Origin of the sequence: Flavobacterium enshiense, assembly GCF_022836875.1 — a bacterium.
Lineage (GTDB): Bacteria > Bacteroidota > Bacteroidia > Flavobacteriales > Flavobacteriaceae > Flavobacterium > Flavobacterium enshiense_A.
This window is the reverse complement of the sequence record NZ_CP090376.1, coordinates 2801578-2827577: the sequence shown is the minus strand read 5'-3', so window position 1 is coordinate 2827577 and position 26000 is coordinate 2801578. Positions and strand designations below refer to the sequence as shown.

The 26000-nt window shown below is 30.3% G+C and carries 33 protein-coding genes; all 33 read right to left on the bottom strand.

What is annotated here, in order from left to right; genetic code table 11:
* Nucleotides 1–43: 43 nt before the first annotated feature.
* Entirely contained in the window at nucleotides 44–433 is a 390-nt protein-coding gene (locus LZF87_RS12815; protein WP_244339552.1) for a hypothetical protein, read from the bottom strand.
* 164 nt (nucleotides 434–597) lie between these two features.
* Nucleotides 598–1053: a hypothetical protein gene (locus LZF87_RS12810; RefSeq protein ID WP_244339550.1), complete on the bottom strand. Its 456-nt coding sequence runs from the start codon at nucleotides 1051–1053 to the stop codon at nucleotides 598–600.
* A 214-nt stretch (nucleotides 1054–1267) separates the two neighbouring features.
* The gene (locus tag LZF87_RS12805; protein WP_244339548.1) at nucleotides 1268–1825 is read right to left on the bottom strand and encodes a hypothetical protein; all 558 of its coding nucleotides are present in this window, start codon (nucleotides 1823–1825) and stop codon (nucleotides 1268–1270) included.
* 385 nt (nucleotides 1826–2210) lie between these two features.
* On the bottom strand, nucleotides 2211–2519 hold the full coding sequence (locus tag LZF87_RS12800) for a hypothetical protein (RefSeq protein WP_244339547.1): 309 nt from the start codon (nucleotides 2517–2519) through the stop codon (nucleotides 2211–2213).
* Nucleotides 2520–3292: 773 nt separating this feature from the next.
* Nucleotides 3293–3958: a hypothetical protein gene (locus LZF87_RS12795; protein WP_244339546.1), complete on the bottom strand. Its 666-nt coding sequence runs from the start codon at nucleotides 3956–3958 to the stop codon at nucleotides 3293–3295.
* Between the two features lie 222 nt (nucleotides 3959–4180).
* Nucleotides 4181–5062, bottom strand: coding sequence for a restriction endonuclease (locus tag LZF87_RS12790; RefSeq protein WP_244339544.1), 882 nt, complete (start codon nucleotides 5060–5062; stop codon nucleotides 4181–4183).
* Nucleotides 5063–5247: 185 nt separating this feature from the next.
* Nucleotides 5248–5826, bottom strand: a complete 579-nt coding sequence (locus tag LZF87_RS12785) for an immunity 53 family protein (protein ID WP_244339543.1) — start codon at nucleotides 5824–5826, stop codon at nucleotides 5248–5250.
* 194 nt (nucleotides 5827–6020) lie between these two features.
* The gene (locus LZF87_RS12780; protein ID WP_244339541.1) at nucleotides 6021–6449 is read right to left on the bottom strand and encodes a hypothetical protein; all 429 of its coding nucleotides are present in this window, start codon (nucleotides 6447–6449) and stop codon (nucleotides 6021–6023) included.
* A 183-nt stretch (nucleotides 6450–6632) separates the two neighbouring features.
* Nucleotides 6633–7229: a hypothetical protein gene (locus tag LZF87_RS12775; protein ID WP_244339539.1), complete on the bottom strand. Its 597-nt coding sequence runs from the start codon at nucleotides 7227–7229 to the stop codon at nucleotides 6633–6635.
* A gap of 154 nt (nucleotides 7230–7383) precedes the next feature.
* Nucleotides 7384–7659 carry a hypothetical protein gene (locus LZF87_RS12770; RefSeq protein ID WP_244339469.1) on the bottom strand — a complete coding sequence of 92 codons (276 nt, stop codon included), beginning with the start codon at nucleotides 7657–7659 and terminating at the stop codon, nucleotides 7384–7386.
* A 686-nt stretch (nucleotides 7660–8345) separates the two neighbouring features.
* Nucleotides 8346–9245, bottom strand: a complete 900-nt coding sequence (locus LZF87_RS12765) for a retropepsin-like aspartic protease (protein ID WP_244339537.1) — start codon at nucleotides 9243–9245, stop codon at nucleotides 8346–8348.
* A 181-nt stretch (nucleotides 9246–9426) separates the two neighbouring features.
* Complete coding sequence (locus tag LZF87_RS12760; RefSeq protein ID WP_244339535.1) at nucleotides 9427–9846, bottom strand: hypothetical protein; 420 nt, start codon at nucleotides 9844–9846, stop codon at nucleotides 9427–9429.
* 168 nt (nucleotides 9847–10014) lie between these two features.
* Nucleotides 10015–10857, bottom strand: coding sequence for a hypothetical protein (locus tag LZF87_RS12755; protein WP_244339533.1), 843 nt, complete (start codon nucleotides 10855–10857; stop codon nucleotides 10015–10017).
* A 196-nt stretch (nucleotides 10858–11053) separates the two neighbouring features.
* The gene (locus tag LZF87_RS12750) at nucleotides 11054–11905 is read right to left on the bottom strand and encodes a hypothetical protein (RefSeq protein WP_244339531.1); all 852 of its coding nucleotides are present in this window, start codon (nucleotides 11903–11905) and stop codon (nucleotides 11054–11056) included.
* An 843-nt stretch (nucleotides 11906–12748) separates the two neighbouring features.
* Nucleotides 12749–13360 carry a hypothetical protein gene (locus LZF87_RS12745; protein WP_244339529.1) on the bottom strand — a complete coding sequence of 204 codons (612 nt, stop codon included), beginning with the start codon at nucleotides 13358–13360 and terminating at the stop codon, nucleotides 12749–12751.
* Between the two features lie 151 nt (nucleotides 13361–13511).
* The gene (locus LZF87_RS12740; protein WP_244339526.1) at nucleotides 13512–14021 is read right to left on the bottom strand and encodes a hypothetical protein; all 510 of its coding nucleotides are present in this window, start codon (nucleotides 14019–14021) and stop codon (nucleotides 13512–13514) included.
* A gap of 204 nt (nucleotides 14022–14225) precedes the next feature.
* Entirely contained in the window at nucleotides 14226–15131 is a 906-nt protein-coding gene (locus LZF87_RS12735; protein WP_244339524.1) for a hypothetical protein, read from the bottom strand.
* A gap of 265 nt (nucleotides 15132–15396) precedes the next feature.
* Nucleotides 15397–15654 (bottom strand): hypothetical protein, encoded by a 258-nt coding sequence (locus LZF87_RS12730; RefSeq protein ID WP_244339522.1) that lies wholly within the window; start codon nucleotides 15652–15654, stop codon nucleotides 15397–15399.
* Nucleotides 15655–15854: 200 nt separating this feature from the next.
* Nucleotides 15855–16496 carry a hypothetical protein gene (locus LZF87_RS12725; protein WP_244339520.1) on the bottom strand — a complete coding sequence of 214 codons (642 nt, stop codon included), beginning with the start codon at nucleotides 16494–16496 and terminating at the stop codon, nucleotides 15855–15857.
* 222 nt (nucleotides 16497–16718) lie between these two features.
* Nucleotides 16719–17261: a hypothetical protein gene (locus LZF87_RS12720; protein WP_244339518.1), complete on the bottom strand. Its 543-nt coding sequence runs from the start codon at nucleotides 17259–17261 to the stop codon at nucleotides 16719–16721.
* Between the two features lie 146 nt (nucleotides 17262–17407).
* Entirely contained in the window at nucleotides 17408–18253 is an 846-nt protein-coding gene (locus tag LZF87_RS12715; protein ID WP_244339516.1) for a M23 family metallopeptidase, read from the bottom strand.
* 150 nt (nucleotides 18254–18403) lie between these two features.
* Nucleotides 18404–18595: a hypothetical protein gene (locus LZF87_RS12710; RefSeq protein WP_244339514.1), complete on the bottom strand. Its 192-nt coding sequence runs from the start codon at nucleotides 18593–18595 to the stop codon at nucleotides 18404–18406.
* 8 nt (nucleotides 18596–18603) lie between these two features.
* Nucleotides 18604–18873 carry a hypothetical protein gene (locus tag LZF87_RS12705; protein WP_244339512.1) on the bottom strand — a complete coding sequence of 90 codons (270 nt, stop codon included), beginning with the start codon at nucleotides 18871–18873 and terminating at the stop codon, nucleotides 18604–18606.
* 214 nt (nucleotides 18874–19087) lie between these two features.
* Nucleotides 19088–19459, bottom strand: coding sequence for a hypothetical protein (locus LZF87_RS12700; protein ID WP_244339511.1), 372 nt, complete (start codon nucleotides 19457–19459; stop codon nucleotides 19088–19090).
* Nucleotides 19460–19659: 200 nt separating this feature from the next.
* The gene (locus LZF87_RS12695) at nucleotides 19660–20229 is read right to left on the bottom strand and encodes a hypothetical protein (protein ID WP_244339510.1); all 570 of its coding nucleotides are present in this window, start codon (nucleotides 20227–20229) and stop codon (nucleotides 19660–19662) included.
* A 166-nt stretch (nucleotides 20230–20395) separates the two neighbouring features.
* Entirely contained in the window at nucleotides 20396–20767 is a 372-nt protein-coding gene (locus tag LZF87_RS12690) for a hypothetical protein (RefSeq protein WP_244339508.1), read from the bottom strand.
* A gap of 167 nt (nucleotides 20768–20934) precedes the next feature.
* Nucleotides 20935–21669, bottom strand: coding sequence for a hypothetical protein (locus LZF87_RS12685; protein ID WP_244339506.1), 735 nt, complete (start codon nucleotides 21667–21669; stop codon nucleotides 20935–20937).
* 180 nt (nucleotides 21670–21849) lie between these two features.
* Entirely contained in the window at nucleotides 21850–22374 is a 525-nt protein-coding gene (locus LZF87_RS12680) for a hypothetical protein (protein WP_244339504.1), read from the bottom strand.
* Between the two features lie 165 nt (nucleotides 22375–22539).
* The gene (locus LZF87_RS12675) at nucleotides 22540–23208 is read right to left on the bottom strand and encodes a hypothetical protein (RefSeq protein ID WP_244339502.1); all 669 of its coding nucleotides are present in this window, start codon (nucleotides 23206–23208) and stop codon (nucleotides 22540–22542) included.
* A 204-nt stretch (nucleotides 23209–23412) separates the two neighbouring features.
* Nucleotides 23413–24006 carry a hypothetical protein gene (locus LZF87_RS12670; protein WP_244339500.1) on the bottom strand — a complete coding sequence of 198 codons (594 nt, stop codon included), beginning with the start codon at nucleotides 24004–24006 and terminating at the stop codon, nucleotides 23413–23415.
* Nucleotides 24007–24199: 193 nt separating this feature from the next.
* The gene (locus tag LZF87_RS12665; RefSeq protein WP_244339499.1) at nucleotides 24200–24580 is read right to left on the bottom strand and encodes a DUF5958 family protein; all 381 of its coding nucleotides are present in this window, start codon (nucleotides 24578–24580) and stop codon (nucleotides 24200–24202) included.
* 233 nt (nucleotides 24581–24813) lie between these two features.
* Nucleotides 24814–25326: a hypothetical protein gene (locus tag LZF87_RS12660; RefSeq protein ID WP_244339497.1), complete on the bottom strand. Its 513-nt coding sequence runs from the start codon at nucleotides 25324–25326 to the stop codon at nucleotides 24814–24816.
* A 227-nt stretch (nucleotides 25327–25553) separates the two neighbouring features.
* Nucleotides 25554–25898 carry a hypothetical protein gene (locus LZF87_RS12655; RefSeq protein WP_244339495.1) on the bottom strand — a complete coding sequence of 115 codons (345 nt, stop codon included), beginning with the start codon at nucleotides 25896–25898 and terminating at the stop codon, nucleotides 25554–25556.
* Nucleotides 25899–26000: the final 102 nt, after the last annotated feature.

Below are 26000 nucleotides of genomic sequence, written 5' to 3'. Positions count from 1 at the left end.
ACTAAAACCCCAATTTCACAAAACCGCTGTTAGCTGCAGCTTATTATTTTTTTTGTTTTTCCTCTTCGTATTTTTTTCTCGCATCAAAGTATTCATTGTTGCCAAAATAATATGAAATAATAAATTCCACCAATTCATCTTGGCTTGTAAACTCTTTTTCAAAGTCGCCAGGGCCAGGGCCTGGAACCCAACTCCAGCAACTTAACAAAAAACGATCTTCGTTATACCAAAGATTCATAACTGGACAATCTGAAGTCAATTCTTCTATTGTTTCTCCCTTTTCGTTTAAAGAGACTGTCGGAATTGATTTATAGTTTGGAAGATTGTTTCCACCAATACCAGTTTTCTTTAATAACATACACCGTTTTTCACTTTCCCAGACAATTATACCTAATTCCTCTAGTTTGGTTATATTTTGGATATTTAATCGCATTAATTCTGTACGTTTTTTTTAAGTTGCAGCTAACGTCCCGGGGCTTTATGAAGTTGGGGATTTTTATTCCCAAACCATTCCATTAGGACTGAAGTCAAATATATAAAATTACCTTTAAATTTTGCCTAAAACCCCAATTTCATAAAACCCTTGTTAGCGGTAGGTTATTTTACTTTAATCAGCTTTATCATATTTCCAGGACCGCCTTCAAATCGATTTATTAATTGTTCAACAATAAAAGCATTTACAAACTTATTTTGATTGTACAATTGTAAAATGGTTTTTCCATCTTTTTCAATAACTTTTATTTTATAAATATCTTGTGTTGTGGTTGCTTTAATAGATGAAATTCCATTAGTAGTTTTACCACGAATTTCGGAAAAACTTTTTTTATTTTTAAATATCCAAGTTACGAACTCATTACATTTTTCATCGCCAATGTCAAAAAAATATAGTGTGTCAGATTTAAAAAATTTTTCATTTTCATTACAAGTTGTCCATTGTCTCGAATTATAGTATTTCCAACTCTTAAATGCTTCAAATACTTGTTTTTTTGTAGGTGATTGCGCTGAAATATTCAACGAAATTAAAGAAGTAAATAGTGCAATATATATATTCATTATTTTAACGAGATGTTGTTTTAACTTACCGCTAACGTCCCGCCGGCTTTGTGAAGGCGGGGATTTTTATTACTGATTTTTACAAATATACCGAAAAGTTTGAAAGAAAAAAGTTGAAAAATAGGAGAGAAGTGCAAACACTTACCATTACCGATAAACACTAAAACCCCGCTTTTACAAAACCGCTGTTACCTGCAGGCAAAACTAAACTTCATTATTTACCATTTTCAAAACTGAAGCCTTTGCCGTAATAATCTGAACACGTAATCTGAATAGAACCGAAAGAATCATTAACTTCTTGAAGTTTGTAAAACAATCCATTATTCATATTGTACCAGCCAAAATCGACATCATTTCTTGTTAGCATGAAGTTTAAATTGTTTTCATTTTTCAATTTTTCGCTAGCTCTAAAATAATCAATTATAGTAAGATGTCCCTCTCTTGGATACAATATTTCTATAAATAATATCTTTCTATTAGCGTCAAATTTGAATGTGAAATGTACAGTTTTATTGTCACGCCAATAGGTAACAAATTCATGATAATAAAAATTCCCTTTTTGTTCCGTTTTATAACCTTCAACGAATCCTTCAAGATATTTTACAAGTAGTACATTTTTTTTTTCAGTAATTAATGGAGAAAACCAATCGTTCTCGAGAATTTCTCTTTTTTGTGTATCAAACGTTGCTTTTTCGATGTCTTCCTGACAATAAATAAAATTATTTATAAGACATAATAATAGAATTAATAGAGTTGGTGTGTTTTTCATCATTATTTTGTTTTAGAATTGCTTGCAGGTAACGTCCCGCCGGCTTTGTGGCAGGTGGGGATTTTTATTACTGTTGATTACAAATGTACCGAAAAGTTTGAAAGAAAAAAGTTGAAAAAATAGGAGAGAAGTGCAAACACTGACCATTACCGATAAATCCCAAAAACCCCACTTGCACAAAACCGCTGTTAGCAGTAGTGCTTTATTCTTAGTCACCTATATCATTTTCTATTCTTTCCACTTTCTTTTCTAAGAGCTTAATTTTTGCATTCTGAATTACAACTTTTAATTTTAGTATTTCACTCCTTTTCGAAAATTTATGACAGTAAATAGAAACAATTATAATTAGAAGATAATTTGTATTAACGGTAACTCCTTCTTATTAAAATTATTCATTTTTTTTAGTTTTAATATAATTTAGAATCACACCTGTTATGCTTACAAAATATAGTAGGTAAAGGAATAAAATTGATTTTTCTGGTAGAAAATATAGATATTCTATTTTCATTCCTCCACTTATATAAACAATATTCCGACTATCGGCTGAATTCAATAATGATTTATATTGTTCCTCTGTAAAAGTAGAACCTACTTTATTTGCTTTATCTACAAAATAATATGATTTTGTATTTATAAAAGCAAAGTTTAATATTATCGTGAATATTAATAATGTAATAAAAGAATTTATTTTTTTCATTGTTGATGTTGTGTTGTTATTTTCTACGTGTCGGAGCATTACTGCTAACGTCCCGCCGGCTTTCTGTCAGTGGCGGTTTTTTTATTACTGACGTTTACAAATATACCGAAAAGTAGTTAGGAAAAAACTTCTTTTTAAAGAAGCAATGCAAACACTTGCCATCCCAAATAAATCCCTAAACCGCCATTGCAGAAAACCGCTGTTATGCGAAGTTTTTTTTAATCATTAATGTTAATTGAAATATTACGAAAGATATAAATACACTCGAAAATGACAATACATCTATATCATTTTTGAATAGATTAAAATCATTGTTCACAAACATTGTTAAAACAAATACTATCATAAATAGCCATAGACTTAACGATAAAGTTATTGTAATAAGATTTCTTATAACAGATATAAGTACTAATGATATTATAATCGCTATTGCTGAATTTATTAGTAAATAAAGAGGAGCCATAACCACCATTTGACCACCACCTACTTTAATTTTTAAGATAATGGCGAATATTACGGCAGTTATGAAACTAAATATGAGATAAGCAAATAAATTCTTAATTATAGGATTCATTTTTTAGATTTCGTTTACCCAAAATTTCGCATAACGTCCCGCCGGCTTTATGAAGTGGCGGATTTTTATTACTGTTGTTTACAAATATACCGAAAAGTTTGAAAGAAAAAGCCTCACTTCGGAGAAGAAAAATATTCATTGACCATTACCAATAAATCCCTAAACCCGCCATTTCTTAAAACCGCTGTTAGCCGTAGTTTTATTTTAAATTTTCTTTCAGTTTTTCGGCCATTTTGTCCAAAGTAGCATTACTAATTGCATCTGAAAAATGTCTGTGGATGAATATGTTCTCAAATTGATTTAGATCACTTATATTCATTTGACTTTTATCAAGATTGGCAAATTTTTGAAACATACCGGTTTTATTATTGAGGAATTTAAAATCATCTATTAAACCCCAAGCAATGAATATTATTTTGCTTTGGTCATTTATAAGATTATTCAATTCAGACAAATGATTTTTATTCGATTCGGAAATTAGATATTCCAAGAAAATTTTATTATTTGTTTTTGCCATTCCTGTAGTTGGAAATCCAATCAGTTCAATAAAAGAAATCTTATCCGAGAAATTGCTTTCTACTTTAAGTTTTGAAAAAATTATATGATATCTTTTTCCATCACCTTTGTAGTTTGGTAACAAAAAAGGATGATGAATATTATGCTTTTTCCAAAAGCTAATGCCGTCATTTAGGTATTCAGAAAAAAAATTGAACATATCATTGCTATCTACATCAGCCGCCCAATTTGGATCTCTACCAACAAATAGAATTTTTGCATCAAAAGGATTTGCTCCTTGATAATTTTTTTTTGAGTAAAGTTCATTTAATAACTTTGACGGATGCTTTTGAAATATAGATTTTTCCATTTAAATTATGCTTGAACGTTGATTGTTTTCGCAGTTTTTCAAAAATTACGGCTAACGTCCCGCCGGCTTTATGCTGTGGCGGATTTTTTATTACTGATGTTGACAAATATACCGAAAAGTGGAAAGAAAAAACTTCTTTTTAAAGGAGAAATGCAAGCACTGACCAATCCAAAAAATCCCAAGCCCCGCCATAGCATAAAACCGCTGTTGTGTGTAGTATTTTTATTGCTCAACAAAGAAATCCTCGTCAAGTTGTTTAACTTCATATGTAGCTTTGATTTGAACCCCTACATTAAATTCATGCATTAAATCAACTAATTTATTCCCATCTAATAAAATAATCTTATGATGAGCATTTTTAGCCTTTTCTTCAGCTCCTTTGTCAAACAGTGAAGTAGTTACAAATACTCCTTTATTTGTATCTCCACTCATTGCTCCAATAAAGTTTCTGATGTCCTTTTCCCGTACTTTGTTTTCTGTAAATCGTTTAGCTTGTATATAAATTTTGTCTAAGCCAAGTTTATCTTCATTTATTATACCATCAATTCCACCATCTGCAGACTTTGTTGTTTCTATGAAATCACCGTATCCCATTTTTTTAAGAAGTATTAATATTACTTTTTCAAAATAATAGGGATCCATTGTTTTTAATTTTTCTAAAAGGTCGTTTTTGACCTCTTTTTCAATTTGATTAAAACCTTCATCTATTAAATCTTCAGGTGAAGAATTTTGAATTTCTATTTTGTCTTCAATATAGCTTTTGTTGTCTTTATAGACATGAGATTTACTTATTTCATATTGAACATTTTTTAATGTAAGTAAATCGTTTTGTTTTAATCCTTTTGGAGTTATTTGAACAAATCCTCTTTTTGGATAGTTAACAAAATCAGATTGTTTTAAGTATGATATTCCCCAGGCAATTCTATTTTCAATTAGTATATCGCCAGATTTTATTTTCTCTTCAAGTAATTCCTTTGGAAGGTGTGAATAATATTTATCAATTACTTTTTTTATTAGTTCTCTTCTATGAAGTATTTCTTCATTCTTTAAAATATCCAAAATAGGATTAAAAGTTTCGTTATATTTTGGTATTTCTATTCCCATAGTTTATTTAATATTACACACAACGTCCCGCCGGCTTTGTGAAGGCGGGGATTTTTGTTACCGATGTTTACAAATATACCGAAAAGTTTGAAAGAAAAAGTTGAAAAAAAGTAGAGAAGTGCAAACACCAGCTCTTACCGATATACACCTAAACCCCGCTTTCACAAAACCGCTGTTACCAGCAGTTATTTATTTTCTTTTACAATTAGTTTTACTCCGTCAAACATTTCAATTAATTCGGTTTTTATATTATCACCAAGGGAGATATTTATTTTATAGTCAAAAATATCCTTTTCATTAAATGTTATATCCTCAAGAGTTATAGTTTTTATGTCTTGGTATTTTAATTCAGGAATATTTATTATTTCTAAAGTATCTTCTGTTATCATTCTTGCATTTACTGGACGCCAAATTTTTGTTGGTCCTCCTATTAATGGGATATAGACTTCATATGTGAAATTTTTATCAGCATAGTTTGGAATAATTTCGTCAAGGAATATTTTTAATATTTCAGATAATTTTGATGGGTCACCATGCGCTTCAAACACTTTATCTGCAGTTTTAATAAAATACCAGTCAAACCTTCCATTATCGACATTTCTCTCAAAGTTTAAATTTTCAAGTGGAGTTTCTGATAAATCAATACTAACAGTCCAACCAGGATTATCTATTGTTTCAATTGAAAAACCATAACTATGTTCCCAATCATCATTACAATTGATTTGATACCAATTTTGAATTCTGTTTAATAAGTTTTCTTGCACTTTCGTTGATTTATAATTGCTGGTAACGTCCCGCCGGCTTTAAGAAGTGGCGGAATTTTGTTACTGACGATTACAAATATACCGAAAAGTTAGAAAGAAAAAATTTGAAAGGGAGCAAAGACTTTTGATTCCAGTTCCTCCCATCAAACACTAAACCCGCCATTTCTTAAAACCGCTGTTAGTGGCTGGCTGAATTATCTAGATTTTTGCAATTTATATCGAGTTTTGGCTAATTTTTTCAAATCAGAACTTTCAATTTTAGTTATTAAAAGTGTAAATATATGTTTTCCTTCTGCGCCTTCAGCAACTCTTCCAATACTGAGGATTGAATCTTTTTGTATTTTATTTTTGTCAATTGTAGTTAAGCTATCTATTAGTTCATAATCATCGGTAGTTAATAAAGGTTCAGTGAATCCACTTTTATCTTCATCTAATATTCGTTCTATAGAAGGTGAATTGTTATAACATTTTCTAATTAGGGATTTCACATAAACCAACTTAAATTGGTCAAGATATATTTCTTTATATTGATCATCTTCATTATGATAACGGTCTTGATTTTGGGTTTTACAACCAAATAACAAGATGAGTAAAAATATGATTGTAAACTTTGAAATTGACATATAGATTTGTTTTACGTTCCGTTTCTCACAGCTTGCCACTAACGTCCCGCCGGCTTTGAGAAGGTGGGGACTTTTGTTCCTTTAGTTTGTTTTATCACTAAGCCAAATATACAAAAAAGAGTTTCAGTTTTGCCGTAAAACCCCACTTGCTCAAAACCGCTGTTAGCAGTAGTTTTTTGTTATTTAATACTTAGTGAATTCTAAATAAAGATCTTCGGTTAGTATATCAAAGCCATAAAATGTTTTAGAACTTTTGCCTGTTGAAATAGCATAAACATCCTTCATTTTACCAAATATTATATAAATATTTCCTTTTTTGTAGTGAAAGTCAATTCTGGAATCGCTAAATGATTCATTGATTTTAATAAAGCCTAATGCTATAATATCTTTTTTAAAACTATTGTAACATATTTCACTAAAATCCATTCTTAGCCCACTTGGTTTGTTGGTTTTATTAGTTAAAATAGTAATATTACTTTTAGCTTTTTCATTAAAATAATTTAATGAAGAATTGTGTTTAAAGTTAAGCTTGATTAGTTCGTCATCTTTTTCTTCGAGTGAATTTAGCTTGAATATTTTTTCTACAGTTTTATAGGTAATAAAACATTGTTTGTTTTGACTATATATAACATTACTTAGAAAAAAAAGTATAAATATTGTTTTCTTCATTTTTGGAAATTTAAGGGCTTTAGCTTTAAAATTTTTTCTCTTTTGTTTTTTAAAATTACTGCTAACGTCCCGCCGGCTTTGTGGAGTTGGGGATTTTTGTTCCCAAACCATTCCATTAGAATTGAAGTCAAATATATAAAATTGCCTTTAAATTTTGCCTAAAACCCCAATTTCACAAAACCGCTGTTAGCCGTTCGGTTTTTTCTATTTCTCAATAATTCTTAAAAACTATTGGAATAAGTTTTTATTAACATTTTAAACGAATTTAAGCGATTCTTTTTCTACCACCTAGTAGATATAATAATCCAGCAAGATAGTGGATGACTATAAAACCAATTGTCCACATGATTTTTTCAGATTGATTTATCTTTTTCGATACATTGACTTCGTATATTCCAATTATTATATAACCCAAAGTGGAAAGGATGCCAATAATGAATAAAATTTGAGAACCATTTATATTGCTAATTTTCATCATTGTTCCAATAATAATAGCGAAGAATGCTAGCAAGTATATTTTTTTGAATAAGTTGTTTTTCATATAGTTTTACTAAAGTAAAATACTTAAGAGGTTAGTGTTCATTTCGTTTGGCCAAACTGACGGCTAACGTCCTGCCGGCTTTGAGAAGGTGGGGACTTTTGTTCCTTTAGTTTGTTTTATCACTAAGCCAAATATACAAAAAGATCGTCCCATTAAACACCAAAACCCCACTTGCTCAAAACCGCTGTTGTGCGACGTTTTTTTAATTATGTTAAACAAGTTTTACCAAGCATAAAATACAAGTTGGGCAGCAGAAATTATACAAAGTAATAAACATAATATAAAACTTCCAATTATTAAATTCCGAGGAGCGTTTCCAGTCCTTATGAAGGTTTCTTTTTTATCTTCTTTACCAGATTTTTTTGCTCTATCCTAAACCTTGTTGCCAAGATTGTAAAAATCAATTGTTATTGCGGAAGTACAAAACACTCCGAAAACAATAGATGATAGGAGAGTACAAAGTAAAGAACGATAAAGAGAAATAGTGTCAACGGTTGGTTCGGCTAAAGTCGCAAGTAGAACAGCCAATTATGATTCTATAAGTATAGTATTGTTTATTACACTTGGAAGTAATACAGTTGTTGCATTATTTTTTAATTCTACGCCTTTTTCACGAAGTCTTTTTGCTTTTCTTTTACCCATGTAGTAAATAATTATTTCTGTATATTCAAATCAGATGCTTAAAACTATATTGAAAGTTCCAATATTTTAGCCTCATTATTAATTGACCAGCTTTTGAACTTATCTAAAAAATTCTTACCTAATAAAAGTGGACTATTCATATTTCCAACTGAAACGACTATATTCTTAACTGAATATTGATTAATAGATAATTGCTTGATAAGAATCCTTCTTTGAGAAATTATACTACCATCAGCGATTTTATATAATCCATCCGGTAAATAATCATTTTTAGTAATTAAACCATTTGAAATTAGTTGTTCTTCGAGGGTACTGGAAATAGTTGTCTCTGATGCACCAGTATCTAAAATAAATGATTTCCTAATGTTATCAAAATCAACCAATATTCCATATGTTCCATTTTGTTCTGATAATTTGATTTTTTTTGATTTATTATTATTATCCGATATAGTTATAGAATTGTTGTTAGAAGCAAATGGGTCATTTTCATCTCTTTTGAAATTGATGTTATCCAGTAATGAAAATAGATATTTAAAAGCGGTTAAAATCTTACGAGCTTGATATTCCTGCGTGATATAGATATTGTATTCATTTTGAAAATATTCGGTAGAACCTTTGTATAAAATGCAATTTTGTAATGCACATTCAAAAGTAATTTCCGTATTAGAACTTACATTTCTAAATCCAATATTTTTCTTTAAATCATCAACGTGTACTGTGTAGGTTACAGTATTTCTTTTATTAAGGTAGAAATTAATGCTTAAGTTCCCTTTATCATCAATATCATATTTGACTTCCATCAAGCCATCTTTATGTATTCTATATTTGTTATATTCAGTATGTGTTTTTCCAATATAATCGAGAGTTTCGTTAACACTTAACTGTTGTCCAAATATGAATATTGGATAAATAATAAATAACAAAGAAGTAAATAATTTAGTCATATTCATTTATGATGTTAGTTTTTCAAATGTTGCACAACGTCCCGCCGGCTTTATGAAGTTGGGGATTTTTGTTCCCAAACCATTCCATCAGGACTAAAGCCAAATATATAAAATTGCTTTTAAATTTTGCCTAAAACCCCAATTTCTTAAAGCCGCTGTTGGAAGCAGGCCGAATATTAATTTATAATTTTCCGGGTTTACTGATTACTAAATTTCTATAAGTTCCAGTATACATTGCAAACCATCTTTTATACTTACCATTTATGATTTTCACAAAGCATATCCTTTGTTTGCTTAAGTAATCGTGCAGTTCACAAGGAGTTTTGCTTTTTAAATCTTCAACAGTAGTATATTTTATTGTTGGAATTTCTACTCCGTTATCTTCAAATGACTTATTTCCATCAAGATTAGCAATAAATGTATAATTGTCTTCATCTCCGTTTTTTGAATTTTTTATTCTTAAACTTAATTCAAAAACACCCATCTCTGCATTTTTGTTACTAACCAAAATCTGATCAGTCAATTCCAAATAGATTTCAGGATTTTGAGAATAGGAAAGAGACGAAATGAAGAACAAAATAAATAAAACTTTCAGTTTCATATTTGTGACGTTTAGATTTTGACGTTTAGTTGCTTACGGCTTGCTGCCAACGTCCCGCCGGCTTGCTGCAGGTGGGGATTTTGTTCCTTTAGTTTGTTTATTCCTAAAGCCAAATATACAAAAAGAAGTTGGAGTTTTCCCTAAACCCCCACTTGCTGCAAACCGCTGTTAGCTGCTGTATCTTTTTGTCATCTTGTAATGTAATTTTAAAAACTGAATGCCATAAAACTTTAGATTGTGATCAGCTCGTAAAATATTTTCATCGTCAACATAAACCTTAATCCACTCATGCATTGACTTCACAAACTTAGCCCAATGTTTGCCCTTGTGATCAGTCAGTGTAAAATAGAAGCCATTATCTCCAAAATTTTTACCATCCGAACTTAACAGCAATGAACCATCAGATAGAACTTTTTTTGTCATTACTACTGAAGCGTTTCCATTTGGAAGTGGAAAGATGACTTTGAGTAATGATTTATTGTACTTTGGAACAAAGGCAGTTGTATAAATTCCCGCATAAATAACATCATCAGAACTTTTAAGTTTTCTATACCAAATAGTCCATTTAGTTTTGTCTTCGTTTGATAGTTTAATTATCTCGCTTTTTATTCCCTTAGAAGAGTCGAGCGAATTCAAAGGTAAATTTAATTGTTGAAGTCTTTTGCTGAAAATTATTGATAATGCTTTCCCAAATGGCTTAAAAAAGCTTTTCCACTCACTCCAAATTTCAAAATCATAGTTGGAAGTATTTTCATAAAAATCTATGACTTGTATGTTTAATAAATCCAATTCATCTTGGCTAAAATCTAAATCTGAAATATTTTCTAGTAATCCAGCATTGGCAATATTTGAACTATACTTTAGATTTTCATGTTCTACAAGATTTTGAATAAATTTATTACCTATAATATCTTCATCTCCAATTGGACCAATTAACCATTTTTCCGTTTCTGGATTGATTCTTTTTCCTGATGCTTTTACCCAATATTGAGTTATTTTATCTTGTATCATTGTTTTATACTTCCTGTTTTGGCGATATAGCAGCTAACGTCCCGCCAGCTTGCTGCAGGTGGGGAATTGTTTTTCCAAAAGTATCAATTTAAGATTAAGTTTACAAACACAAAACCAACATTAAATTTAGCCTTAAAGCCCCACTTGCAGCAAACTGCTGTTGTGCGATCGTTTTTCTTTTGTTAGTAATTAGTAATTATTTGTCACGTGGAATTACTAAATTTTCCATTTTTAATTCGATTTCTTTTGTTGATTTTTCGTTTTCAATATATAGTTTTATCATCCAATTATTTTCTGGAATCGTCTCATACAAGTGTATTTGAATCATAGAAGTAAATGATTTTGACCAAATATAAGGTCCCCAGGACTTCATATTCATTCCATTTTTATCATATGTTGAGATTTTTTGTATTTGCCTTTCTTCATCTTCTATGTAAATCAGTAGACTTTTCTTTAATTCGGAATTAGAAAATTTTTTACACTCTTGAAATGCTTTATTCATAAATGATGCTATTGAATCTTTTGCAACTTTATTTTTCTCTTCAATTTTTTCAATCAAAGTTTTATATCCCTTTTTGTTTTTTCTTTTTAGCTTTTTTAATGTGAAGAAGTCAAGTATAATGAATTTCATTTTCGGATACTCATTTTCAATTAAATTCATACCAATTTTTTGCAGAGGATTGTTAATTGTTAATAAAGACTTGTTTTCTTCAGTCGGCGTAAAGTACTTTACTTTAACTTTTAGGGAATCTAATCTATAGATTGGTTTGGATTGAGATTCAAAAATAATTTGTATCCAATTGTCAAAATTATGGTAGTACATGTCAGGATAAGCTTCCGAACTGTTTATTATTTGTTCTTTATTAATTTTTGCTGTTGCACTAAGAATTTCAATCGTATTTGTATTGTTGATTTCTAAAGTGTCAACAAAAGCATTTATTGTTATTGATTTATTTGTGTTGAGAGCCCAAATTCTGTCGATGGTTAATTGGGAATGTCCAATATTATGAAATATTAAATAAATTAAAATAAATAATGTTCTTTTCATTTTATTGTTTTATACGTGCAGTTTTCTAAAATGTCGCACAACGTCCCGCCGGCTTTGTGTCAGGCGGGGATTTTTGTTACTGATGTTTACAAATATACCGAAAAGTCTGAAAGAAAATAGTTGAAAAATAGGAGAGAAGTGCAAACACTGACCATTACCGATAAACACCCAAAACCCCGCTTGCACAAAACCGCTGTTGTGCGATCGCTTTTATATTTTCTTTTCCTCTTTAAGTTTATCTAAATAATCACTTGAATTTTCATTCCAATAACATTTAATACATCGATTATTCACGAATTCATGTTCACAATTTTCATAACCATATAAAATGTTTGAACATTCTGGACAAAGATTTTCCATCGATGATGAATCTTTATAGAATTCACTTCTACATTCGTCACAAATTTTTATTTCATGTATTTCTGAACTCATAGTTTATTTTTAAATATTCTATCGTAAAATAGTATAACTAATAAAAATAAGATTATTATTAATGGAGTAAGTTTCATTTCAGTTTTTACGTTATGATTTGAAGCCATAACACACATCCAAAAAAAAGCAACTATTAGTATTGCTAAAATTAATATTGATTTAAATAGTATTTTCATTTAGATGTGCTTCAAAATTTATCTCCAGTATTTTTACAGATTTCGGAATTGTTTCTAAGTTTTTCAGTTGCGTCCTGTTACACAAAGTGTCGCACAACGTCCCGCCGGCTTTAAGAAGTTGGGGATTTTTACTCCCGAACCTTTTCATTAGGACTGAAGCCAAATATACAAAAAGACCGTCCGATTAATCACTCAAACCCCAATTTCTTAAAACCGCTGTTAGCAACAGGCATTGTCATTGTTTTTTTTTGTGTAAATCAGTACTAAATGCAATTTGTTTCAAATCCGTGGCATCTTGAAAATCGCCAGTTGCTTCAGCTACTTCGCTAAAAGTCAATGTACTTGTCAATATTACAACATCGGCAGTTAAACCTCCATATTTTGACCAAAACCCTTCAGGTTTAAATTTAACTCTAGTTACCTTTCGTTTAATTAACTCGTCCTTAATCTCAAATATGTTTTTCCAGTTCTTAATATGAATTCTACCAATTAGTTTATTCCTATAGTTGCCTTTAAGTTTAATTTCAATTTCAGATCTATCTTTTTCAAATTTAATTTCTCGGAATGAAAAAATTAGTTTTTCATGAGGTATTTCAGTTTTGTTATTTTTTAAATGTGTACAAATAATTTGATTGTCTGTAAATTCAATACTTTTAATGAAGTTTTTTTGTCGATTTAAGCATCTTTTATTAGAGATTAATTCGATAATTAAGAATGGAAAAATTAATGTAAGTATGAGCCAATGTACATTGAAGAAGAAAAGTGAAAAGTAAATAACAAATTCAACTAAAATTATACTTAAGTAATATACTTTTTTGTTTTTTAGATTATCTCTTGAGTAAGTCATGTCTGCTTGTTGCTAACGTCCCGCCGGCTTTGTGGAGGTGGGGATTTTTGTTCCCATACCTTTCCATTAGGACTGAAGTCAAATATATAAAATTACCTTTAAATTTTGCCTTAAAACCCCACTTTCACAAAACCGCTGTTAGCAGCCGTTCTTACTTGATTAGTGTAGTTTTTTCGATGATTTTCCAGCCCAATCTTCCTTTACGAACTTTTAATTCAATAGCTGAATAGTCATTAATATTATCAATATTTTGAAATATAACACCTTTTATAATGCCATCCACTTCAATATCTGCTTTTGGATTATTTCCTTTAGTTGTTAAGCCTTTTTTTAAAATTGGAGTTTTTAGTATTTCAAAATCCTTTGTAGGGTAAATATATAAGTTGATGGTCAATAACATACATGTCAATAAACTTCCAAAAGAAACTGTGGTATATACTAATCTGAGAAATTTGCTTAGTTTTATTTTGACGAATTTGTCAAAAATGAAATACAAAACTATTCCAGTAGTTATGTACAATACAAAAATATCCTGTAACCTAATTACAGTTTTGGAAAACATCAGAACTACAAGAACATTTAAGACTAGACCCACAAAAAAAGGAATATTGATAATTAGTGTTTCCTTTGTGTTTTTCAATTCGACAGTTTTCTGTTTCATTTAGGTGATGTTTTCGTTTGGTCAGAATGGCTGCTAACGTCCCGTGGCTTTGCGAAGTTTGGGGATTTTTGTTACTGTTGATTACAAATATACCGAAAAGAGTGAAAGAAAAACGTGAATTTTTATGCAAGAAGTGCAAGCACAAACTTTTCCAAACACACACTCAAGCCCAAATTTCGCAAAACCACTGTTGGCAGCAGTTAATTAATTTCCAATTCGATATGCTGATTCTGTTTCGCCAAATTTGGATAATGAATATTCAAATGAATTTGAGCTCCGACGCTTTATATAAAAAATTTTATTGTTATTAAGAATAAGTTGATTACCTCTCAGAAACCACTCTTGCCAAGAATCATTTTTATTAGAATCAGTTGTCATGCAAGTTCCGTTCTCATAAAAACGTATAGAAAAATTGCTACAACTCCAATATCCAATAAAAAACGTTTTTTCAATTTTATAGCTATCTGCTATTTCTTCTAAAGATCGATTATCAGTATTGTCTGTTTCAGCGCCTCCATAAATGGTTTCTTCCGACGTTGCTGCTGCTACTGTATCAACTGCTTCAGTTGCTTCAACTGCTACAAGATCATCAAATAGAGATGGTTTGTTGTTATAGTATTCATTGTCAATTAAAATAAAAAAATAAACTGTTTTTGTTGATGAACTAAAATCATCAACAGTAGTTGTTATTTCAATTTTAAAAGTTGTTGTTAAACCCTGATATGTTTTGATTAGTGATCCTTCCGACATTTCACTGTCAATTAATTTGCAACCCAATGCTTTAATTCTGGCTAGATAGGATGTGTATTTTTCTTTACTATTAACTTGTACACTCATTTTTTTTTCAGAGCTATTATCTGAATAAAAATAAGTGATGAAAGATTGTGCTTTATCATCGTAAGTTGATTTTTTATATGCAAAAGTTGCAGAACCTAATTTACCAAAGTCAGGACTATTTCCTTTTATATAATTCCAACCTTTTTGAGTTAAGGTTTCTTCCACAGTTACTAAACTTTTTTTTCTAAGACTAACCAATTCGTCTAATGATAAGTTTTGAGAATTGCATATAAAGCTAATTCCTAATAATAAAAAAGTAAATACTTCTTTCATATAGTTTTTTTTTAATTGCTGCCAACGTCCCGCCGGCTTTATGCTGTGGCGAATTTTTTATTGCTGATGTTTACAAATATACCGAAAAGTGGAAAGAAAAAACTTCTTTTTAAAGAAGAAATGCAAGTACTGACCAATCCAAAAAATCCCAAGCCCCGCCATAGCATAAAACCGCTGTTAGCAGTCGTGTCATTTATTTAAGTTATTGTTTGGTTAAAGCAAATATTCAATTTGTTTATAATAAGGATTTAATACAAGATGGATATTAGTTAAAAAAGGTTCTTCCAGCAGGAGACATTGCTATGATTAACGCTAAGATTACTATTCCGAAAAAAATAACACCAACTACGTGATTTCCAGCACTATTTGTGAAGACTTCGTCTTTTCCTTCTTTAAAATAGGATGATAATGGCTTAACATTCTTTCTAGTGAATCGTGCGCAAAAATGATCAATAGCAAAACGGATTAATCCGCCCGTTACCTCTAGTAATCCTCTTCCAAATATTATCTCAAAAATATCCATTTAATATTTTGTTGTATTAAGTTAGTGAATTATCCGTCGCGTCTCGAGACATGACTGCTAACGTCCCGCCGGCTTCGCGCAGGTGGGGGATTGTTTTCCCAAAACTAACTATTTAAGATTAAGTTTACAAACACAAAACCAACATTATTTTTAGCCTTAAAGCCCCACTTGCTCGAAACCGCTGTTAGCTGTAGCTTTTGTTATTTAAATATATGTTCTGCTTCTTTTATATCCCCATCTTCCATGTCAGCATATTTATATTTAATTGTTTTTTTAGAAACTTTTAAAACTAATTTTTTAGAATCGAATTGATTTTCAGGTATGATACTCATGGTTTCATGTATAGGAAAATTGAAAATTTCAACGAACTTATTTTTATCCATTGTCATTATGCGATAAGTATTTGAACTTGAAAAATCTGCCCAATCTATGGCGTAACCAAATTCATCTTTTCCGTCTTCATTTATGTCTCCTAAATTTGAAAATAAGTAAACTCCTTTCTGTTGGTAATGTTTTGACGCTGTTAACTTATCAATTGATTTATCACTTGAATATAATATTGAAATTGGTTTGTTTTTTACCGTTAATTCTAAATCGTTATCCCAATCTAAACTGTCATGTATTTTGTTAATCTCTTTTTTTGTTGTGCTATTTTGATATGATTCAAAAATTGTATCGTCAATTTTGTCACCGTTAAAATCTCCAACAATAGAATATCTCTTATCAAGTTTTGAAACGATTGGCTTTTCACTTTTCTCTATCGACAAGTCTTCATTTGCTTTCTCATTACAAGAAACAAATAAGATTAGTAAAATTGCTGATATTGATGTTTTTACGTTCATTTTTGGTAAAGTTACAGCTAACGTCCCGGGGCTTTATGCAGGTGGGGACTTTTATTACTGATGCTTACAAATATACCCAAAAGATTGAAAGAAAAAATTTGAAAAATAGGAGAGAAGTGCAAACACTGACCATCACCGATAAATCCCTAAAACCCCACTTGCATAAAACCCTTGTTAGCGGTAGTAATTCTTGACTTTATAAATAATATTTTTATAGTTTTGTTATTCACTTTCTCGCCCTTCGTTGTCTATGTCAAGAGCTCCAATATTTTCTTTGATAGTTGGTTCAATCTCAAATGTCACAGGAATGTTGTGAACTTTGCCCAGCAAGTTTGTTCCTTTATGAAATTTATTGTTGCTAATTATAACTTCATTCTCATACCAACAATCAAAGAAGTTTACAAATCCTTTGAAGTTGCTGTTGGTAATAATTACAGGATTTCCTGTCTTGTTATGTCCGCCTGCACAAAAATCTAAATAGTCATCAAATGTGCAATTGTCTATTGTTAATCCTCCAAAAAAATATGCGCCGAAAAACTCGCATTTTTGGAAATGACAATTGATTAGTTTTACTGGTTTCTCAAATTGAATGTTTCCTGAAAAATGTTTTATAATGCAGTTTTCAAAAACAACTTCTTTTTCCCAATTATCAAGTCCCTCAATTACAACTTCTCCCTCAATATAAAAGTCAATAATCGGTTCTCCGTCCTTCAGTAAGTCAGTTGCCCTTTCTGTTGTAATGTTATGTTTCGGTTCTGTTTTCATATTATTACCGCTAACGTCCCGCCGGCTTTAAGAAGTTGGGGATATTTGTTCCCAAACCATTCCATTAGGACTGAAGCCAAATATACGAAAAGACCGTCCTATTAAACACTAAAGCCCCAATTTCTTAAAACCGCTGTTGTAGCCAGTTATTTTTTTACTTTGTCTCCATTTTTTAATTCTATTCCTTTTTGTCCGTTAACAAAAGTAATAGGAATAGATTTTAGTCCATCTTCAGTATTTACAGGTATTAAACAGCTAAAATGTAAATGCTCTCTTGTGCTTTGTCCAGTATTTCCAGAAAGCCCAATTTTTTGTCCACGTTCAATTTTGTCTCCAACTTTAACTAAACTTCCATTTTTTACTAAATGAGCATATTGGCAAAAGATTCCAGAATTTGGTTCATAAATAGTGATGAAATTTGAAAAAGATTTCCATTCTTGCCCTTTTCCAGAATATTTGTAATCATTCACAACTCCGACAACATAACCATTTGTTGCAGAACAAATTGTGTCGTTCGTTTTTAAATTGAAGTCAATAGCATATTTAGACCAATTTGTGTTATGTGTAAAATTTGTATTATTGCCTTGAAGTACAACATATTCCTTGTTGTCCTTAAAAGGAAAATCAAGTTGAATTTCGGTTATTTTTTTTGAAAGGCTTCCTAAACGAGAACGAAAACTTAGTTGGTTATTAAATTTAAGTATGTTTGTCAATGTTATTATAGTATCAGTTTTACTTTCCAACACGATTGGATTTATTTGATTCAATTTATTTTGTATTTCAGAATCGGAATTTATGAACCATATTCTTAAAGGGCTATATAGAGGATTTTTTATTTCAATTTTTAACGAATCGTTTTTATATGAATAAGATTTTTCATATTCATATTGATAATATTTCTTATTTGGAAGTTTTGTTGTTTTACATCCAAAAAGAATAAATATAAAAGTAAAAATTATGTTCTTAATTATTTTAAGGATCCTGTTTGGCATAATTGGCTACAACGTCCCGCCAGCTTGCTGCAGGTGGGGGATTGTTTTCCCAAAAGTATCAATTTAAGATTAAGTTTACAAACACAAAGCCAACATTAAATTTTGCCCTATAGCCCCACTTGCTGCAAACTGCTGTTGTGTGCAGTTTATTTATAAATCATCAAGATATTTTTCTAAGTTTTCAATTTCGATAGACTCAACTCTATCAATTATCATTTCAAGTCCAATATAGCTAAGATATTTTGTTTTATTTTTTTTCAATAATGTGTGGAGATAATTTTTACTCAAGTCTTTCTTGCGATATTTCAACAATTCTTTTCTGGATATTAATTGTGACTTCATCCATTGTTTTATATTGGCATTCTTGTTAAGCAAACTTTTAATCGTTTCAGAAGATTTTCTTTTTCTAGACAGTCGAGCGGTTTTAAATAATCTAATGCTGGAACACTTTTATTAATCCAATCATTGCTATCTTTTTCAAGTAGTCCAAAAATAACTTTCGCTAATTCTTCATTATCATTTAGTGACATTATCAAATTATTTGGCACGTTGAGACCTTGAAAAGTTTCTGAAAAATGTTTCCAATTTTCTTCGGAATAATATTTTTCTAATTCAATCACGCTCTATTTTTAAGATATAGTTCTGTTAAATTGCACACAACGTCCCGCCGGCTTTGTGTCAGGTGGGGATTTTTGTTACTGATGTTTACAAATATACCGAAAAGTCTGAAAGAAAAAAGTTGAAAAATAGGAGAGAAGTGCAAACACTGACCTTTACTGATATATCCTAAAACCCCACTTGCACAAAACCGCTGTTAGCTGCCGTTTAAACTAATTATTTTAATTTAATATCCTCTTCACTAAAACCTGCTTTTAAAATCTCTATGCTATCTGTAACTTCCTGATCGAAAAAGGCATTTATAGAAATGTATTTTTGAGAATATTGTATTCTGTAAAATTTTCCAATATTATTTGAAAACCCTTGCGGGGCACGACCACCATTTGCTCTAATTTTTTTGCCTTTAACATAATAAACGAAATAATTAAGATCACCTTTTCCCCAACCATCATGAGAAACATATTTGCCGATAGTCATTTTACCAAGATTTTCAGTATCGTATTTCATCATATAACCTTTGATGATAAAAAAAATTGTTCCTGCAAAAAGTACTAATAGTATAATTTTAGATATTTTATTTCTGATCATTATCTTTAAGTAATATTATAGACCCATTAATTCTAGGTTCTAATTTTTGATAAATGGCCGCTAACGTCCCGCCAGCTTGCTGCAGGTGGGGGATTGTTTTCCCAAAAGTATCAATTTAAGATTAAGTTTACAAATACAAAACCAACATTATATTTTGCCCTAAAGCCCCACTTGCCGCAAACTGCTGTTGTGCGTTGTTTTTATATTTTTAGTTTAGTTTTTAAAAATTCCCCATTTTTGTCTTCGTTCCACTGATCTTCTCCAATTAAATAATAATTGCCGTTTTCTTTTATTATTCTATTTTCAAAATCTTGATTCTCAAAAACAAATGCTTTAGTTTTTGCGATTTCATTCCAAGTTCCGTTTTTAAATGAAAAAACAGAAATATAATTCCACCAACCTTCATATGATTGCGAGAAAATGATTATTTCATTAGCATTGTCATTATTCAAATCTTCTGTTTTCGAAATAAAAACACCCAAACTTTGGTCAAAACTTATTTCAGGAATATTTTTAGAAAATTTGATATTTATATAGCAGTTTTTTTCACCGCATTCAATTTCGTTAGTTTCAATATTCCGTTTTAAACTTATAAAAGCTGTATCGTTTATTTTGTCATTATCAATATCACCGACAAAGAATTTTTTGCTCTCAATTTCAATTTTTCTCTCGACTGAATTTTGAGTTTTTGCTTTTTTAGGAATGCTTTTTTTGTTTTTAGATTCGCAACCAAAAATCAGTAAAAGCAAAATTAAAAATCTAGTTATCATACTCTCTTTGTTTCTTCGTTTCGTTCGGCCAAAATAACGCACAACGTCCCGCCGGCTTTAAGAAGTTGGGGATTTTTGTTCCCGAACCATTCCATAAGGACTGAAGCCAAATATACAAAAAGACCGTCCCATTATACACCCAAACCCCAATTTCTTAAAACCGCTGTTAGCTGACGGTCTTTGTTTCTCTTTTGCTTATTTGATAAAAAAATTCACAGGTTAACGCGGAAAAGACGCCAATTAGAAAGAAAATAATTAGTGATTTATTGACATTGATACCTAGATTTTGCCAATCAATTTTTCTACACATAAATGTAAGCAAAGCAGAAATGGGCAAAATGATAAGTCCTAAAATTATTTTCAGCCATAACTTAGTTTTTAATATTGAAAGAACTAAAATAAAATTTAAAATAAAATAGCAGATTAGCAAAGTATTATATCCATTTTTTGGGTTAAATGAAGGATAAGCAAATTTTATAAAAACTGGAATTGCTATGTATATAATTATAAGTAGTAAATAATAGTATATTCTTTTCATACTCATTTTTTTGCGTCTTGTTATGCGACTGTTAGCTAACGTCCCGCCGGCTTTAAGAAGTTGGGGATTTTTGTTCCCAGACCATTCCATTAGGACTAAAGCCAAATATACAAAAAGCTCGTTCCATTAAACACCGAAACCCCAATTTCTTAAAACCGCTGTTATGCCTAGTTTTTTATTTTTAGGTATTCGCTAATGTCAACGTAATTGTATTTTAATTCTATTATTGGTGTTAGATTCTTTATTGCGTTTGGGAGATAACATTTTTCAATTATTTCTAGATGATCTGAGAACAAAGCAAATGAATTTAACTCAAATGAATTGTCACAATTACCGTAATGCTCTAATGCCCATTCATAGCTGTCATCATCAAGTCCTGATTCTTTGTCAAGTAGCATTTTTTTCAATTCTATTCTCTGTTCGTCATATTTTTTGTCTTTGTCTGAAATAACAAGATTTTTGAATTTCCCCGTTGTATCGATAATTTCGTTAATTGTTACATATTTACCTGTTGTCACAGAATATGTAAAATAGTCTGTCCAACTTGTGCAATATGCTCCGCAACCTTCAGCACTAACATTTAGTGAAATAAGTCCATTCTTTAAGTAGGTTACTTCAAAGTCAAGATAGATTATTTGGTCGTCAGCCCATTTGATTAATGTCGAGTCAGTTGGTGAGTTAGGAAACTCATTATTTGTAAATCTATTTTTCAAGTCTTTATTTATCAATCTGTCAATTTTCAAATTACCTGTTTTAACTAAAGGAAATTTTAATTTATCATTTTGAAGTTGAGTGAATTTTTCTCCTTTAGGAAGGAATAATGTATCTATACTGATCTTCTGTCCGAATGAGTTCAGTCCAATAGTCAGAAGAAATATTATCGTTAAGATTCGTTTCGTCATTTTAAAATTAGGCATAACGTCCCGCCGGCTTTATGCTGTGGCGGATTTTTTATTACTGACGTTTACAAATATATCGAAAAGTGGAAAGAAAAAACTTCTTTTTAAAGAAGAAATGCAAGCACTGACCAATCCAAAAAAATCCCAAGCCCCGCCATAGCATAAAACCGCTGTTAGCTGAAGTTATTTTCCAACAATGCATATATTAAACTCAATAATAAAATCACATTTAATACCGGCAATATTGGCGGATCTCCACTTGTTCATCTCTTTTAAATTTAATACCCTTTTAATCTCTTTCTTAATGCGTTTGTCTTTAATATTTTGCATTTTATAAGACTTGATATTGTCATTTTTTCCAATAGTTAAAAATAATTTGCTTGTACTTTTAGAAGAATTTTTTGGTAACTTGAAATTATCATTGAATGTTTTGTAGAATTTTTGATATCCTCCTATAAAATTAGCCTGAGTTTCGCCTGCGTGAATAAGGCAATTTAAATTATATTTTTCGCAGCTATCTGCAAATTTTTTAGATTGGGCATATATTTTATTAAGTTCAACAGAATCTTGTTTTGTTAAAATAAATTCGTCATGAGCAAAATCAATTATGCATGAATTTGCGTAGCTTTTTTTTTGATGAATTGAACAAGAAAAAAAGCAAGAAATAATAAATATTCCGATAAGTGAATTTTTTACAAGATTCTTCATGTCTCGTTTTTCTATAATTTCAGCTAACGTCCCGCCGGCTTTGTGGAGGTGGGGATTTTTGTTCCTTTAGTTTGTTTTTATCACAAAGTCAAATATACAAAAAGATCGTCCCATTATACACCAAACCCCACTTTCACAAAACCGCTGTTAACGGCAGGATTTTTATCAGTGAAGTAGTTTTTTTAGAAAACTTATAGTTTCTTCTTTTCCTTGAATTATTGTAACCAATCCACTTAAAAGTGCTATTAGTCCACCAACACCAACAATTATTTTATAAACTATATTTGTTGTTACTTTTGATACTGTTTTATCAGTAAGTAAGCCAAACCAACTCAAAATATAAACAGGTAAACTAGCAACTTCTTCAAAACCTTCTCTGAACCAAATAATAGGATTTTTAAGTTTTTTTTTGACTTCCAATATTTGGTTTTCTATAACACCAATATATCTAATGAGACAATCATCAGTTGAATTTACATCCATTGCATCAATAGTTCCATCTCTAAATTTTGGTAAAGTATTTACAACAATTTCGTAATTTTTAATATGGATTCTTTGGAAAGGCCCTATATATTCGATTCGCCCAAAATAGCCAAGGTTAGTTTGAATTTTCCCCACATTTTTTGTTAACCAAATATACTTTTCGCTATCAAAAGTTCCTTCAGCCCATCTTTTTTGGAAGGTTGAAAAAAACAAATTTGAAAATTCAATAAATTGGTCTCGATATGTTTCCGTAAAATGGTGCTTTTGTTTATAATCATTTAATCGCAAAAGGATTTTAATAAAACCTAATATTATAATTAAAATGAAAACCAGAATGATAAATAATTTCATTTATTATACTTAATTGTTTTTTTAATCTTGCCGTTAACGTCCCGCCGGCTTTAAGAAGTGGCGGATTTTTGTTACTGATGTTTACAAATATACCGAAAAGTTTGAAAGCAGAAACTTCATAATGAAGAAGAAATGCAAGCACTGGCTCCTCCAATTATACACCGGCTCCGCCATTTCTTAAAACCGCTGTTAGCAGTAGTATTTTTACTTCTCTTTTATTAATGAGAAAATAATTATCATAGTCAAAATAATCAAAAATAAAAGCAAAGGATAAACTTGAAATTTGTTTGAATGGTCATTTTTTATAATTCCATTATGATTAACATTCAATTTTATATTTTTTAAATTTTGAACCAAATCATCATACTCTGAAATTTCAAATGATGTAAATATTACTTTTTTACCGTTTTGAAGTTCTAATGTCATTTTTTCGCCATTATATACATTAATTTTCCGGCTATTAGCAGCAGAATTTATTTCATAATCTTCTTCGTTAATGCTTTTAATATTCTCTAATGGGATTTTTAAATTTAAAAATAATAGAGGTCTGTTAATTATTAGATTTTTGTTTGTTAAAGTAAAAGTCTTAACGTTGAAAAGAATATATAAACACAATAAAGAAACTAGCCAAAAACAACCAATAATGATCCAACATATAATTAAGTTTACATTATCCGAAGATTTTGACCATTTTGATAGTAATAGAGGTAATGATAATGCAATCATAAAAACCGCACCAATAAGACCAAACCCTATCGTTAAGAAACTCACTTTACTTTTGAAAATTGTTGTTTCCATTTCGTTTTTCGTAATATTACTGCTAACGTCCCGCCGGCTTTAAGAAGTGGCGGATTTTTGTTACTGATGTTTACAAATATACCGAAAAGTTTGAAAGAAAAAGCCTCACTTCGGAGAAGAAAAATATTCACTGACCATTACCGATAAATCCCTAAAGCCGCCATTTCTTAAAACCGCTGTTAGCTGTAGTGCTTTAATTTAATATTTCATCTAAATTGTGCCATTCGTGGTTACAGCCTTCTTTACACCAAGTATTTCTTCGGAATGTATCTGCAACTTTGAAAACAGAAATTAAAGTAATAAATGCTTTTCTATATTCATTTTCGGGAAGTAAAATAATTTTTTGTAAAGCTTCTTTAAATACTTTAGTTTTTAATAATATGATTGGAGTTACAGTTGGTTTTAAAGGAATCAATTCAACTGCTTTTTCAATAGTTTCTGTATTTGGATGAGATTGTTCTAAACACAATCTTGCTCTAGAAATAGCTTCGCTTTGTTTTTTTAGATTTAGATTGTCAAACCAAACTAAAATCTGTTCAAGACTAATTCTTTCTTGAGCAAAACTGTTAATCATTATTTCATCTAGATATAGCAAATAGTATGTTTTTTACGTTCTTATTCGATCAGTTTTGCCGCATTACAGCTAACGTCCCGCCGGCTTTAAGAAGTTGGGGATTTTTGTTCCCAAACCTTTCCATTAGGACTGAAGTCAAATATACAAAAAGCTCGTTCCGTTAAACACCGAAACCCCAATTTCTTAAAACCGCTGTTAGCTGTAGTTATTTTGGTTTTAATTATTCCTTTTTATCAAATAAAAAAAGGCCATTTTTTCTGAAGTAAATAAAGACCGTAACCTAATCCCAAAAAGATTAATCCAGCATAAATGTCAAAGTATTTGTTTTCTTCTTTAATTATATCTGAGGAAGACAAGTAATTTCCATATTTACTATCAATTGACATACTTAATATAGTTTCGTCTTCATAAAGTTTTTCTTTTTCATTGTTTGGGATTCCTATTTTGATTGAATCTCCAATTACTAAATTTTGCTCAAATCTGGTTTTTTGAAAATAGGGTAAATAATCAGCAGCAATTTGGAACTTACAATCATATCCTTGTACCCAGATGTAAAATTGTCTTGAAATAGCTCTTCCGCCGCCTTTATATTTAAATGAATAATCTTTAATGCGTCCTTCAATAAATGTTATATCATCAATGCTTTTTATATTAGGTCTTTCATATTGATGATATAAAAAAAATATTCCGACAAGGGGAAACAAGGAAAGTACAAATAACCTTGAGATCTTTTGAGTTGTGGTCATTACTAATTTTTGCTTTAGTTTGTTGTATTCTAGATTTCGTTTAGCTAATTACAGCTAACGTCCCGCCGGCTTTGTGCTGGTGGGGATTTTTGTTACTGATGTTTACAAATATACCGAAAAGATTGAAAGAAAAAGTTGAAAAAATAGGAGAGAAGTGCTAACACCGACCTTTACCGATAAATCCTAAAACCCCACTAGCACAAAACCGCTGTTGTGCGACGTTTTTCTTATTCAGTTAGATTAAATTCAATCCATTTTCCGTTTACCAATTTTTCGAATTTTCCAAATTCGGGATTTCCGTTTTCGCGTCCTTTTACTCGAACTGGATTAATCCAATCATGTTGGCAATTTAATTCAGGGTTTGCTATTTCTTTCCAGTCAGTTATATTAATTCCGTATTCAGTTTTGCATGATTCTAGAGCATCGTTTTCTGATTCAAACCATTCGTCAAATTCTGAACTACAATCCTCTAATTTTTTATATCCAAAAAGATATGTTTCGTTTTCGTTATTGTATATCATAAGTCTTACGATTCCATTTTTTGGCTTAGCTAGATTTACAATTTTTCTCATTAAACGTCTTGTTTGTTCAAAATGTTGCACAACGTCCCGCCAGCTTGCTGCAGGTGGGGATTGTTATCCCAAAAGTATCAATTTAAGATTAAGTTTACAAAC